Origin of the sequence: Microbacterium sp. MYb54 (genome assembly GCF_002979515.1) — a bacterium.
In the GTDB taxonomy this organism is placed as follows: Bacteria; Actinomycetota; Actinomycetes; order Actinomycetales; family Microbacteriaceae; genus Microbacterium.
On record NZ_PCPA01000016.1, the window covers coordinates 1 to 12934 of the forward strand.

The window sequence follows — 12934 nt, forward strand, 5'->3', positions numbered from 1 at the left end:
AGGGGGAGGGGGGTGTCACATGCGCTGCGGGGCATACGCGCCGATCGTAGAATGAGCGTGGGCGGATCCGCCCGTCATCCCAGGGAGTGATCGTGGCCCTCATCGTGCAGAAGTACGGCGGCTCGTCTGTCGCCGACGCAGAGAGCATCAAGCGCGTCGCCAAGCGCGTCGTCGACACGCGTCGTGCGGGCCACGACGTGGTCGTCGCCGTGAGCGCGATGGGCGACACCACCGACGAGCTGCTCGACCTCGCGAACGAGGTCGCGCCGATTCCCGCCCCGCGTGAACTCGACATGCTCCTCTCCAGCGGAGAGCGCATCTCGATGGCGCTGCTGGCCATGGCGATCCACTCGATGGGCTTCGAAGCGCGCTCGTTCACGGGTAGCCAGGCAGGCATGATCACCGACTCGCAGCACGGTGCCGCGCGCATCGTCGACGTCACTCCGGTGCGTCTGCGCGAAGCTCTCGACGAGGGAGCGATCGTGATCGTCGCCGGCTTCCAGGGCTTCAACCGCGACACTCGTGACATCACCACGCTCGGTCGTGGCGGTTCCGACACCACGGCTGTCGCCCTCGCCGCAGCCCTCGACGCCGACGTGTGCGAGATCTACAGCGACGTCGACGGCATCTTCACCGCCGATCCGCGGGTGATCCCGAAGGCGCAGAAGCTCGACCACGTCTCCAGCGAGGAGATGCTCGAGCTCGCAGCCAACGGCGCCAAGGTGCTCTACATCCGCGCCGTCGAGTACGCACGCCGTCACGGCGTCCTCATTCACGCTCGGTCGACCTTCTCGTCGGCCGAGGGCACATACGTTCTGGGCGAGGGTATGAAGAACCCTCGCGAAGCCGAGGGAGCAGTCATGGAAGAACCGATCGTCGCCGGGGTCGCCACCGACTTCAGCCAGGCCAAGATCACGGTCGCGGGTGTGCCCGACGTGCCGGGCAAGGCCGCGGAGATCTTCAAGATCGTCGCCAAGTCGGGTGCGAACGTCGACATGATCGTGCAGAACGTCTCGGCCACCGGTCGCACCGACATCTCCTTCACCGTGCCCAAGGCGGATGCTGCGGCAGCGCTCAAGGCCCTCGCCGGAGAGCAGACCGAGGTCGGATTCCAGAACCTGATCCACGACGACCAGATCGGCAAGCTGTCGGTCGTCGGTGCGGGCATGCGCACGCACTCGGGCGTCTCCGCCACGCTCTTCGAGGCGCTTTCGGCCGGCGGCATCAACATCGAGATGATCTCGACCTCCGAGATCCGTATCTCGGTGGTGCTGCGCGACACCGACCTGACCGAGGCCGCACGCACCGTGCACACCGCTTACGGCCTCGACGGCGACGCCGAGGCCACGATCCACGCCGGCACCGGCCGCTGAGCCGCACGCTCGTCCCGCCGGCTGTCCCGCGCCGCATCAGGCGGTCACGCCGGATCAGGCCATCACGCACAGCATCCGCCTGATGCCGCGTGATGGCCTGTTCTCACGCCCGAACGCCACCGCCGACGCCGCGGATGCCGGTGGCCCGTGCCCTCATCGGAGCGCGGTAGACTCGCCGAAACCCTGACACCGGCGCCAGGCGCAGCCTCAGCATCCCGACGCCGCGCCTGAAGCCTCGTACGCAGTACCGCACGACGCCAAGGAACATCATGACCCGCATCTCCGAATCAGGACTCTCCGTCGCCATCGTCGGCGCCACCGGCCAGGTGGGCACCGTGATGCGCGAGATTCTCGCCGAGCGGTCGTTCCCGATCCGCGACCTGCGACTGTTCTCCTCCGCACGTTCGGCTGGCACCGCGATCGAGTACGGCGGCGCGACGGTCATCGTCGAAGACGTCGAGACGGCGGATGCCGCGGGCATCGACATCGCCCTGTTCTCGGCCGGCGCCACAGCCAGCCGCGCGTACGCTCCGCGCTTCGCCGCGGCAGGTGCCGTGGTCGTCGACAACTCCAGCGCCTGGCGGATGGACCCCGAGGTGCCGCTCGTGGTCAGCGAGGTCAACCCGCACGCGATCGACGAGCGCCCCAAGGGCATCATCGCGAACCCGAACTGCACCACGATGGCTGCGATGCCCGTGCTGAAGGCTCTGCACGCCGAGGCCGACCTCGAGCGTCTGATCGTGTCGACCTATCAGGCCGTCTCCGGCTCGGGTCTCGCCGGTGCGCAGGAGCTCCTCGGCCAGGTCGAGGGAGTGCTCGCGCAGGGTGACACTCTCCGTCTCGTGCACGACGGCTCGGCGGTCGACTTCCCGGAACCTGAGAAGTACATCGCACCGATCGCGTTCGACGTGATCCCCTTCGCCGGCAACCTCGTCGACGACGGCGACAACGAGACCGACGAAGAGAAGAAGCTCCGCAACGAGAGCCGCAAGATCCTCGAGCTCCCGGGCCTTCGCGTCGCGGGCACCTGCGTGCGCGTCCCGGTCTTCACCGGGCACTCCCTCTCGATCAACGTCGAGTTTGCCCGCGACATCACGCCTGAGCGTGCGCGCGAAGTGCTGAGCGCCGCCCCCGGTGTCGTGCTCGACGAGGTTCCCACGCCGCTCCAGGCCGCAGGAAAAGACCCGAGCTTCGTCGGTCGCATCCGTGCCGACCAGTCCGCGCCCGAGGGCAAGGGGCTCGTGCTGTTCCTCAGCAACGACAACCTGCGCAAGGGCGCAGCACTGAACGCTGTGCAGATCGCCGAGATCCTGGCAGAGCGCCTGGCGGTCATAGCCTGACGGTATCCCCGCCATGTGGAAGCGGTCTGGTCGGACCAGGCCCCATGGTCTGCGATGGCGCGCCCGCGAACTAGACTGGCTCGGTGACTGAAAACGTCGATGTCGTCCTGATCGGCGGTGGCATCATGAGCGCCACCCTGGGTACTCTCCTGCACGAGCTGCAGCCGGAGTGGAAGATCGTCGCCTTCGAGCGACTCTCCGAGGTGGCTCAGGAGAGCTCGAATCCGTGGAACAACGCCGGCACGGGGCACGCCGCTCTGTGCGAGCTGAACTACATGCCGCAGCAGGGCGATGCTCCGCTGGATCCTGCCAAGGCCGTCTCGATCAACGAGCAGTTCCAACAGAGCCGCCAGTTCTGGTCTTCGCTGGTGGACAAGGGCGTGCTCGACGCGCCGTCGACCTTCATCAACGCGACCCCGCACATGACGTTCGTGCGCGGCGAGAAGGATGTCGCGTACCTCAAGAACCGCTACGAGGTACTCAAGAAGCAGCCGCTGTTCGCCGGCATCGAGTACAGCGAAGACTCCCGCGTCATCAACAAGTGGGCGCCGCTGCTCATGCAGCAGCGAGTCAAGGGCGAGCCGTTCGCTGCGACCCGCGTTCCCGCAGGCACCGACGTGGACTTCGGTGCGCTGACGCACCAGCTCTTCGATCACCTCACCGATTCGGGCGTCACGCTGCGCACGAACCACGAGGTGCGCAGCCTGAAGAAGCAGAAGGACGGCACCTGGCTGGTCAAGTACCGCAACAGCATCGGCCACACGCCGAACGAGGTCAGGGCGCGCTTCGTGTTCGTCGGTGCCGGTGGCTGGGCTCTCAAGCTGCTGCAGAATTCCGGCATCCCCGAGATCAAGGGCTACGGCGTCTTCCCGATCGGGGGACAGTTCCTCAAGACCACCAACCCGACGGTCGTCTCGCAGCACAAGGCGAAGGTGTACTCGCAGGCGTCGGTCGGCGCTCCGCCCATGTCGGTGCCGCATCTGGACACGCGTGTCGTCGACGGCGAGGCCTCGCTCATGTTCGGCCCGTTTGCGACGTTCAGCCCGAAGTTCCTGAAGAACGGTTCGATGCTCGACATTGTGTCGCAGGTCCGCGCACACAACCTGCTGCCGATGCTGCAGGTAGCCGTGAAGAACCCCGACCTCATCACGTACCTCGTCAGCGAACTGCTGAAGAACCACGCCAAGAAGGTCGACAGCCTGCGCACGTTCATGCCGACCGCGAAGGATGAGGACTGGACGCTCATCGACGCGGGTCAGCGTGCTCAGGTCATGAAGAAGGACCCGAAGAAGGGTGGCATCCTGCAGTTCGGCACCGAGGTCGTGGCGGCCGCCGACGGGTCCATCGCGGGACTCCTCGGCGCCTCTCCCGGAGCCTCGACCGCCGTTCCGATCATGCTCGACCTGCTCAAGAAGTGCTTCCCCGCGGAGTACCCGAGCTGGGAACCTGAGCTGCGCGCCCTGATCCCCACGTTCGGCGAGAAGCTGAACGAGAACCCGACGCTCGCGGAGAAGTCGACCGAAGCGACCGCAGCCGCCCTCGGCATCAACGTCTGAGGCGGCACCGTGGCGAAGCTCTACTTCCGCTACGGCGCGATGAATTCGGGCAAGTCGACCGCACTGCTGCAGGCCGCCTTCAACTACGAGGAGCGCGGCCAGCGCGTGCTGCTCGCGAAGCCCGCGATCGACACCAAGGGGGCATCGGAGGTCGAGAGCAGGCTCGGGGTGACGCGCCCTGTCGACTTCCTGATCGCTCCCGAAGACGACGCGCGCGTCATCTTCGCCGAGCACCGTGGACGCATGCTGCATACGTCGGACGACGAGCTGCTCCCCGAGGGGCCACGCGACGTGGCCTGCCTGCTGATCGACGAGGCACAGTTCCTCACGCCGGCCCAGGTCGACGACCTTTTCCGCATCGCGGTGGTCGACGGCATCCCGGTCATCGCCTACGGCATCCGCAACGACTTCCTCACGCACGCTTTCCCCGGATCCGCGCGCCTGCTGGCGATCGCGCACTCGCTCGAGGAGCTCAAGACCATCTGCCGGTGCGGGCGCAAGGCCGTGTTCAACGGCCGCGTCGTCGGCGGACGCTTCGTGTTCGACGGCGACCAGGTCGCGATCGATGAGGGTGCGACCGGATCGGCATCACCCGAGCTGACCACATACGAGTCGCTCTGCGGTACCTGCTATCTCGAGGAGTCCGGCGGACGCCTGGGCTGAGCCTGGTCGGCTCGCCGGTTCCCGCCGCCCTCCGGTCGGTGGGAACCGTCGCGCAGTCGTGCGCGAACGCATCCTGTTTGCGTGGTCTGACCACACCCGATAGCCTGTGGTCAGACCACAGGAGGATCGATGACCGACCAGCCCGCGCGCGCATGGCGACTCGTGCTCGAGCACATCGAGCGCGACCTCCTCGACGCACGACTCGGACCCGGCGATCGGTTGCCGTCCGAGCGCGAGCTCGCGACCGAGCTCGGAGTCGGCCGCTCCAGCGTGCGCGAGGCGTTCCGCGTCCTCGAGGTGATGGGGCTCATCCGCACGGCGACCGGCTCCGGACCGCAGTCGGGTGCCATCGTCATCGCCACCCCGACCGGGGGGATGTCGGCACTGCTGCGGCTGCAGGTCGCAGCTCAGGGATTCCCGCTGGACGATGTCGTACGCACCCGACTCGTGCTCGAAGACGCGGTCGTCACTGCGATGGCGTCTTCTCCGGATCGTGACACGACCCGTGCCCATCAGCTGCTCGAGGCGATGGATGCCGCAGGGCTCGCACCGGCGGAGTTCCTCGCCCTCGACGCGCAGCTGCACCTCTCGCTCGCGGAGGCCAGCGGCAACACGGTCATCGCCGCGATGATGGCGGGCCTGCGCTCCTCGATCGAGTCGTACGTGCAGGCGGGTGTCTCTGCGATCCCGGACTGGGACGCGATGGCCACCCGGCTCCGCGCCGAGCACCACGCTCTGGTCGCCGCGATCGATGCCGCCGATGCCGAGACCGCTCGATCCCTCGTCCACACGCACATCACCGGCTATTACACGTCTGCGGGCCTCACCCGTGACATCGACCCCCAGAACTGAGAGGCACATCATGGTGCAGCGCCAGGTACCCAATCCCGTCGAACTCCTCGAGCTCATGAAGTTCAAGAAGCCCGAGCTCGACGGTCGCAAGCGTCGGCTGCAGGGCGCTCTGACGATCGACGACCTGCGTCTGATCGCCAAGCGCCGCACGCCGAAGGCTGCCTTCGACTACACCGACGGAGCTGCAGAGGGCGAGCTGTCGCTCACCCGTGCGCGCCAGGCCTTCCAGGACGTGGAGTTCCACCCGGGGATCCTGCGCCCGGCTCCCACGGTCGACACGAGCGTCGAGATCCTCGGCGGTCCATCCGCTCTGCCGTTCGGAATCGCGCCGACGGGGTTCACGCGCCTGATGCAGACCGAGGGGGAGACCGCCGGTGCGGGAGCCGCGGCGGCCGCAGGAATCCCGTTCACGCTTTCCACCCTCGGCACCACGTCGATCGAGGGAGTGAAGGCTGCGAACCCGCACGGACGCAACTGGTTCCAGCTCTACGTCATGCGAGACCGCGAGATCTCCTACGAGCTCACCCGTCGTGCTGCCGCCTCGGGGTTCGACACCCTGCAGTTCACGGTGGACACCCCGGTGGCCGGTGCGCGCCTGCGTGACAAGCGCAACGGCTTCAGCATTCCGCCGCAGCTCACGCTCGGCACCATCATCAACGCCATTCCGCGGCCCTGGTGGTGGTACGACTTCCTCACCACGCCCAAGCTCGAGTTCGCCTCGTTGAGCACCACCGGCGGCACGGTGGGAGAGCTGCTGGATGCGGCGATGGACCCGACGATCAGCTACGACGACCTCGCCGTCATCCGCGACATCTGGCCGGGCAAGATCGTGATCAAGGGCGTGCAGAACGTCGAGGACTCGTTGCGCTTGCGCGATGCGGGCGTCGACGGCATCGTGCTCTCGAACCATGGCGGCCGTCAGCTCGACCGCGCACCGATCCCGTTCCACCTGCTGCCCCAGGTGCGGCAGGCCGTCGGCGACGACTTCACGGTCATGATCGACACGGGCATCATGAACGGTGCCGACATCGTCGCGGCCACAGCCCTCGGGGCCGACTTCACGCTGATCGGACGCGCCTATCTCTACGGCCTGATGGCCGGCGGACGTCAGGGAGTCGACCGCACGATCGAGATCCTGCGCAGTGAGATCGAGCGCACGATGCGACTGCTGGGTGTCGCCTCGCTCGCCGAGCTCGAGCCGGGCCACGTCACCCAGCTGACGCGCTTGGTGCCGGTGATGCGCGCAGCCGCCGAGGCACGCGCTCTCTGACCGAGACGCCGCCCGCGCCGAACGATCCGATGTGCCTCAGGACTGCGGGGCGACGGCGCGGGCGCGCGGCGGCCAGGGGAACAGCATCGAGGTCGTGCGGCGGTACTCGGCGTATGCCGGGTACTTCGATGCGGTGATCGACTCGGTGAAGATCGTCGAGCCGATGAACAGCACGGTCAGCAGCGCGGCGCCGACGATGGTGGAGTTCAGCACCCCGCCGATGACACCGGCGCCACCGGTCACGGCAGCGGTGGCGCCGATAGCGTAGAACGCCCACCACTGCGCCTGTTCGAAGAAGAAGTTCGGGTGGCGGCTGTAACGGAACAGCCCGGAGGTTGCGAAGCCCGGAGCGAGAGTGCCGCCCGCCTGCTTCTTGCGCTGGTGGAAGATCCACTGCTGCTGGTCGGCGATCGTCTCGCCGAGCAGGAACGCGAGGAACGCGGCGATGAACAGCGCATCCCACCCGGTGAGGGCGGATGGATGCTGCGCGGCGACCGCGGTGGGTAACGTGATGAGCACGAGCAGCGTCATCTGATAGCCGATGATGAACAGCAGGTTGAAGATCTGGAACTGCCAGGGACGCATCCGCTTGCGCAGGATCGCCCACCGGTAGTCCTCCATGCCGGTGTAGCCGCCCTTGCGGGCGAAGTTGAATGTCAGGCGTGCTCCCCAAGCGGTTGCGAGCACACCCATCAGGACCACGCGCGCGGAACCGTCGCCGTTCGCGAACGCGCCGGCGACGAAGATCCAGACGTAGGCGACCGGGACGATCGACCAGGCGCGGTCGACCCAGGAGGTGTCGCGAGTGATCAGCGAGAGAAGCCAGCACGCAGCACTCGTGACTGCGGCGACGATGACGACGATGAGCAGGGCGTCCATGACGCCATGTTAGGACCCTCCTATGACGTCGCGTCGCGCGACACTGCGGAGGTCAGAGCGTCAGCAGCAGGGCATCGAGCTTGTCGGCGGTGTCTTCCCAGCCCTCGACGGCTACCGAGGGCACGCCGATCGCCAGCACGGGATAGTCGTTTCCGCCCTCGTCGAGACGATCACCGTAGAAGAGCATGTCGGTGAGGGCGATGCCGGTGCGCTCGGCGAGCTGACGCATCCCGAAGGCCTTGTCGATGCCGGCCTGGGTGATGTCGATCGAGGTCGAACCACCCGAACGCACCTCGAGGCCGGGGAGGCGTGCGGCGACAGCGTCGCGCAGTGCCTCGCGCTTCGCCCCGGTCGGGTCCCAGTCGTGCTTCGCTTCACGAGGGGCGCGCTGGCCCAGCGCCGAGAAGGTGATCTGCGAGCCGCGGTCCTCGAGGATCTCGCCCCAGGGCTCGGTCTCCCACAGCCCGAGGCGCTCCGCTTCTTCGCGCAGTGCCGTGAGCGCTGCCTGCTTCTCCGCGTCGCTGAGGTCGTGGGCGTACACGGAGGTGAAGTCCGTGCCGTCGTGTCGGAGGTAGCGTGTGCCGCAGGTCGGCAGCAGGTGCAGTCGCGCGAGGTCGGCAGCATCCGCGTCGCCGAGGCGCGCCACGACCTGCGAGCGGAACTGAGCCTCGTTCCCGCCGGAGATGATGGCGACGTCGACCGTGCGCAGGAGGGCGCGCAGCAATGATGCGATCCGCGGGTCGATCAGTCCCTTGGACGGAGCGAGCGTGTCATCGAGATCGAAGGCGACGAGTGTGGGCGCAGTCATGATGTCTCAAGCCTAGGAGGTGGATGCTGGGAGGATCGCGAGGCGAACAGCAGGGTGCACAGCGCGGCGAAGGCCACGCCGAGGAAAGCCCCGGTCGAGTTCGCCAGAATGTCGTTCAGGGTCGCTGCGCGGTGGGGCAGGGCCAGGCGCTGTGAGGTCTCGATCGCCACGGACAGCAGCGGGCCGACCAGAAGGGCGAGGAACCAGACCCGACGAGGGATCAGCAGGAAGGCGAGGATGCCGACCGGCACGAAGACGAGCACGTTCGCGATGATCTCGAGGCGGGTGAAGTCGAGCGAATCCCAGCCGAGACGGTGGGCAGCGGTGAGGACGAGATCGAGCAGATTCGGCATGGACTGCTCTACTTTCGACGGCGTCAGCGTCAAGGCGGCGAGACCGACCAGGAACGGGATGCCGAGGACGAGAGCCCAAGCACGAGTGAAACGGCGCGGCGGCGGGAGCAGAGAGCTCATACGTTCCCTTCGTACGCGAACCCGGTACAGAGAAGGCCGCCCCTGAGGGCGGCCTTCCGGTGTCACTGGTCGGGGTGACAGGATTTGAACCTGCGACCTCTTCGTCCCGAACGAAGCGCGCTACCAAGCTGCGCCACACCCCGTTTGCAACCCTCCGAGTCTACAGGGAAATGCTCCCCGCGCCGAATCGAGCGCCGAAACGCGGCGACGATCAGTTCCGTGCGGTGAGCGTGAGCAGAGTCGCCTCGGGGCGACATGCGAAGCGCACCGGTGCGTAGATGGAGTGTCCGCACCCGGCGCTGACGTTGAGCGGCACGGTGCGGCCGTCGTGCGACCACGTGCTCAGCCCCTTGGCCTGCTTGAGGGGGATGTCGCAGTTCGCCACGAGTGCACCGAATCCGGGGAGGCAGACCTGACCGCCGTGCGTGTGGCCACCGAGGATCGCGTCGGCTCCGAGATCGGTGAAGCCGTTGAGCACGCGCTGATACGGCGCGTGTGTCACCCCCAGCACCGGAGTCGTGGCCGTGCGGGGTCCGAGCGCGGCGATGGCATCCGGGAGCTCAGCGAGGCGGTCCCAGTCGCGGTGGGCGTCGTTGACACCGAAGAGATCGACCTCGGTGCCGCCGATGATCAGCCGTGCGGCGGCGTTGTTCAGGCCCGTCCAGCCGAGCTCGTCCGTGAGATACCGGTCCATCGCATCCGTGTCGAGAAGAGCCGGCTCATGGCGCTTCTTGGAGGGGCCGAGGAAGTAGCGGAACGGGTTTCGCGGCGACGGCGCTGCGACGTCGTTCGATCCGTGCACGAAGACGCCGGGGATGCCTGCGAGAGGGGCGAAGGCGCGGCGGATGCCGTCCAGGCCGTTCTCATGTCCGAGGTTGTCGCCGGTGTTGACGATGAGGTCGGGCTTGAGTTCCGCGAGCGACGCCAGCCAGTCCTGCTTTCGGTGCTGCCACGGCGCCATGTGCGCGTCGGAGATATGCAGGATTCGCAGTGGTGCCGAACCGGAGGGGAGCGCTGGTGTCGTGGCCTCGCGCACCGTGAACAGGTATCGCTCGATGCCGATTCCCCAGACAGCTGCGGCCGCACCTACGGCCCCCATCGCGCCGAGCGCGATGAGGGCCGGGTGTGCCGTGCGGCGCGCGCCTACTGGCACGTCACTCGGACGGTTGTGGCCTTGCTCGTCGCGGTTCCGGGGGCAGGGTCGGAACTGCTCACGACTGCCGTCGGCGGGTTGCAGGAGTTGTCGAATTCGATCGATGTGAACCCGGCTCCCCCCAGGGCGGCTGTCGCCTGGGCTCTCGACATTCCTGCCAGATTCGCCGGAACGGTCGTCCCCTGTCCGTTGCTCGTCGTGAGGGTGATGGTCGCCCCGACCGCCGCTTCCCCATTCGGGTCCTGGGCTGTGACGAGACCGACCGCGAGATCGCTGTCCACCGCTGATCCGACGGAGACCTGGAAGTCCGCATCCCTCAGGATCGCGGTCGCCTCCTCCACCGACTTGCCGACGACGTTCGGAACCGTCGCCAGCTGCTGTCGGGTCAGCTTGCCGTCGGGCTTCGGGAAGGCGCCCGCTGGGTAGGCGTCGTTGGCTGCGGCCTGTGCCGCCTGTGCCACCGGATAGCGCATGTCGTTGAGGTTCCAGCCGTTGGCCCTCTTACGGTAGATGTTCTCCTGGCCCTGCCAGCGGCCGGCCCAGACGGCGGTCGCGACCTTGGTGCTGGACTCGATCATCATGGTCGACCAGGTGTCGTGCGTACCGGTCTTGCCGATCAGGGGCGTCCCGTCGTTCGGGTTGGCCCGGGATCCGGTGCCACCGCCGCCCATCACGCTCTGCAGGGCGAAGGCTGCGGTCGCTGCGACCTCGGGCTGGAGCACGCCATCGGTGCACGACGATGCGGGCAGCTCGCGCTCCTTGCCGTCGGCGCCGACCACACGATCGATCGCGCGGGGCGTGCAGTACTTGCCGCCACTCGCGACGGTCGCGTAGGCGTTCGCCATGGCCAGCGGGGAGATGTTCTTCGGCCCGAGGACATCGAAGGGGACGTTCTCGTCGGTGACCTTGTCACCGTTCGCCAGCGTGACGCCCATGCGGTCAGCGACCAGGTTGATGTCGCAGATGTCGAGCTTCGAGGCCATCGCGAAGTAGCCGCTGTTGAGCGAGTTCTTCGTGAAGTTGAGCACGGATCCGGTGCTGCCACCGCCACCGCCGAAGTTGCCGATCTCCTTGGTGTTGGTGTTCTGCTTGGCGCCGCAGACGGGGATCTTCAGGTTCGTCTGTACGGTTCCGTTGAGCACCTCGTTGACGGAGTGGCCCTTCTCCAGCCAGTCGATCAGAGTGAAGAGCTTGTAAGTCGAGCCGACCTGGAAGCCACCGGAGTTGCCGTGTTGCTTGTCGCCGGCGAACACCAGAGATGTGTAGGCCTGGTCGTCGGTGGGAGTCTCGGTGAATGTCGTGTTCTGCGTCATCGAGAGGATGCGCCCGGTGCCGACCTCGACGGAGACGCCGGCAGCGCCGAAGTACTGGTTGTCGGCGTTCGCCGGGACCACCTCGGACATCTTCTCGGCGGCGGGGCTCTGGATGCGGTAGTCCAGGGAGGTGTAGATCTTCAGGCCGCCACGGCGGAGCAGGTCGGTCCGCTCCTGCGCGGTCTCGCCGAAGGCCTTGTCGTTCAGCACGATCGACTTCACGTACTGGCAGAAGTACGCGCTCGTTCCCGCAGCAGCGCAGCCTTGCGTCGGCGGGTTCAGAGCGGGCGTGATCAAAGAGGCGTCGGCCTCGTCATACTGCGCCTGAGTGATCTTGCCGTCGGCGAGCATGCGGCCGAGCACGTAGTGACGGCGGTCCAAGGTGAGGGAGTAGCCGTCCGCGGCGGTGTTCAGCGCGACGCCCTCGGCGCTGGTGGCCGTGCCCTGTTCCGGCTTGTCGATCCGGAACGTGTTGGGGTTCTGCACGATACCGGCGAGAGTGGCCGACTGCGCGACGGTGAGGTTCGCCGCCGTCGTCGAGAAGTAGTAGTTCGCGGCCGCTTCGATGCCGTAGACGGTCCCACCGAAGTTGGCGATGTTCAGGTAGCCGAGGAGGATGTCGTTCTTCGAGAAGTCCTTCTCGATCTGGATCGCGTAGCGCATCTCCTGCAGCTTGCGCTCGATGCCCTTCGCGCCGGTCGCGTTGGTCGCGTCGAGCCAGCACTGCTGGAGGTCTTCCGAGTACGTCTCGGAGCTGGTGTCCACTTCCTGCTCGCACTTCTGGATGAGCACGTTCTTCACGTACTGCTGGCTGATCGTCGATGCACCGCGGCTGGAGGTGCCGCGCACGTTGTCGACCAGAGCCTTCACCGTGGCGCCGATGTTGACGCCGCCGTGGCTGTAGAAGTTCTTGTCCTCACTCGAGAGGATCGCGTCGTACAGCGAAGGAGAGACCTGCTCGTAGGTGACCGGGACGCGGTTCTGCTCGTAGAACGAGGCGAGTTCGACCGTCGATCCATCCGGGGCGGTCGCGTAGATGGTCGACTGCTCCATCGGCGTGCTCGGATTGAGGCTCTCCGGGAGCTGGTCGAAGAGGGTGAGGGCCTGGGTGCCGGCGAGGCCGGTCATCGCGAGGACGGGGGTGACGCTGGCGGTGACCAGGAGACCGGCTACAGCGCTCAGACCGACGAGCCCGACGAGACCGCCGAGCACGCCTCTCACCGTGCGATTCTTTTGGGGCATACGCTTGATCGT

At 67.0% G+C, this 12934-nt stretch carries 11 protein-coding genes and 1 tRNA gene; 6 read left to right on the plus strand and 6 right to left on the minus strand.

Features of this window, described 5'->3' with window-relative positions; all coding sequences use genetic code 11:
- Positions 1-92 precede the first annotated feature (92 nt).
- The 6 genes from CQ040_RS15310 (at position 93) to CQ040_RS15335 (ending at position 7054) form a co-directional block, all read left to right on the plus strand.
- Positions 93-1373, plus strand: coding sequence for an aspartate kinase (locus tag CQ040_RS15310; protein WP_028503388.1), 1281 nt, complete (start codon positions 93-95; stop codon positions 1371-1373).
- Positions 1374-1642: 269 nt separating this feature from the next.
- Positions 1643-2713 (plus strand): aspartate-semialdehyde dehydrogenase, encoded by a 1071-nt coding sequence (locus tag CQ040_RS15315; protein ID WP_028503387.1) that lies wholly within the window; start codon positions 1643-1645, stop codon positions 2711-2713.
- A gap of 83 nt (positions 2714-2796) precedes the next feature.
- On the plus strand, positions 2797-4269 hold the full coding sequence (locus CQ040_RS15320; protein WP_105528669.1) for a malate:quinone oxidoreductase: 1473 nt from the start codon (positions 2797-2799) through the stop codon (positions 4267-4269).
- 9 nt (positions 4270-4278) lie between these two features.
- Positions 4279-4932: a thymidine kinase gene (locus tag CQ040_RS15325; protein ID WP_105528668.1), complete on the plus strand. Its 654-nt coding sequence runs from the start codon at positions 4279-4281 to the stop codon at positions 4930-4932.
- Positions 4933-5061: 129 nt separating this feature from the next.
- Positions 5062-5784, plus strand: a complete 723-nt coding sequence (locus CQ040_RS15330; protein WP_105528667.1) for a FadR/GntR family transcriptional regulator — start codon at positions 5062-5064, stop codon at positions 5782-5784.
- A 10-nt stretch (positions 5785-5794) separates the two neighbouring features.
- Positions 5795-7054, plus strand: coding sequence for an alpha-hydroxy acid oxidase (locus CQ040_RS15335; RefSeq protein ID WP_105528666.1), 1260 nt, complete (start codon positions 5795-5797; stop codon positions 7052-7054).
- Between the two features lie 36 nt (positions 7055-7090).
- Here the strand turns inward: CQ040_RS15335 and CQ040_RS15340 are convergent, their stop codons facing one another.
- From CQ040_RS15340 to CQ040_RS15365, 6 genes are all read right to left on the minus strand, one after another.
- The gene (locus CQ040_RS15340; protein ID WP_105528665.1) at positions 7091-7933 is read right to left on the minus strand and encodes a DUF1295 domain-containing protein; all 843 of its coding nucleotides are present in this window, start codon (positions 7931-7933) and stop codon (positions 7091-7093) included.
- Positions 7934-7985: 52 nt separating this feature from the next.
- A complete protein-coding gene (locus tag CQ040_RS15345; protein ID WP_105528664.1) occupies positions 7986-8741 on the minus strand; it encodes an HAD-IIB family hydrolase in 756 nt (251 codons plus the stop codon).
- Positions 8738-9214: a VanZ family protein gene (locus CQ040_RS15350; RefSeq protein ID WP_105528663.1), complete on the minus strand. Its 477-nt coding sequence runs from the start codon at positions 9212-9214 to the stop codon at positions 8738-8740. Before CQ040_RS15350 ends, CQ040_RS15345 begins: the two co-directional genes overlap by 4 nt.
- Before the next feature lie 66 nt (positions 9215-9280).
- Positions 9281-9357 (minus strand) — tRNA-Pro (locus tag CQ040_RS15355).
- Positions 9358-9425: 68 nt separating this feature from the next.
- Complete coding sequence (locus CQ040_RS15360) at positions 9426-10313, minus strand: metallophosphoesterase (protein ID WP_105528670.1); 888 nt, start codon at positions 10311-10313, stop codon at positions 9426-9428.
- 44 nt (positions 10314-10357) lie between these two features.
- Positions 10358-12922: a transglycosylase domain-containing protein gene (locus tag CQ040_RS15365; protein ID WP_258131728.1), complete on the minus strand. Its 2565-nt coding sequence runs from the start codon at positions 12920-12922 to the stop codon at positions 10358-10360.
- Positions 12923-12934 lie beyond the last annotated feature (12 nt).

Coding starts and splice junctions, on each gene's coding strand:
- CQ040_RS15315 (WP_028503387.1), top strand. CDS start 1,643: ATGACCCGCATCTCCGAATCAGGACTCTCCGTCGCCATCGTCGGCGCC.
- CQ040_RS15330 (WP_105528667.1), top strand. CDS start 5,062: ATGACCGACCAGCCCGCGCGCGCATGGCGACTCGTGCTCGAGCACATC.
- CQ040_RS15335 (WP_105528666.1), top strand. CDS start 5,795: ATGGTGCAGCGCCAGGTACCCAATCCCGTCGAACTCCTCGAGCTCATG.
- CQ040_RS15340 (WP_105528665.1), bottom strand. CDS start 7,933: ATGGACGCCCTGCTCATCGTCGTCATCGTCGCCGCAGTCACGAGTGCT.
- CQ040_RS15345 (WP_105528664.1), bottom strand. CDS start 8,741: ATGACTGCGCCCACACTCGTCGCCTTCGATCTCGATGACACGCTCGCT.
- CQ040_RS15350 (WP_105528663.1), bottom strand. CDS start 9,214: ATGAGCTCTCTGCTCCCGCCGCCGCGCCGTTTCACTCGTGCTTGGGCT.
- CQ040_RS15360 (WP_105528670.1), bottom strand. CDS start 10,313: ATGGGGGCCGTAGGTGCGGCCGCAGCTGTCTGGGGAATCGGCATCGAG.
- CQ040_RS15365 (WP_258131728.1), bottom strand. CDS start 12,922: ATGCCCCAAAAGAATCGCACGGTGAGAGGCGTGCTCGGCGGTCTCGTC.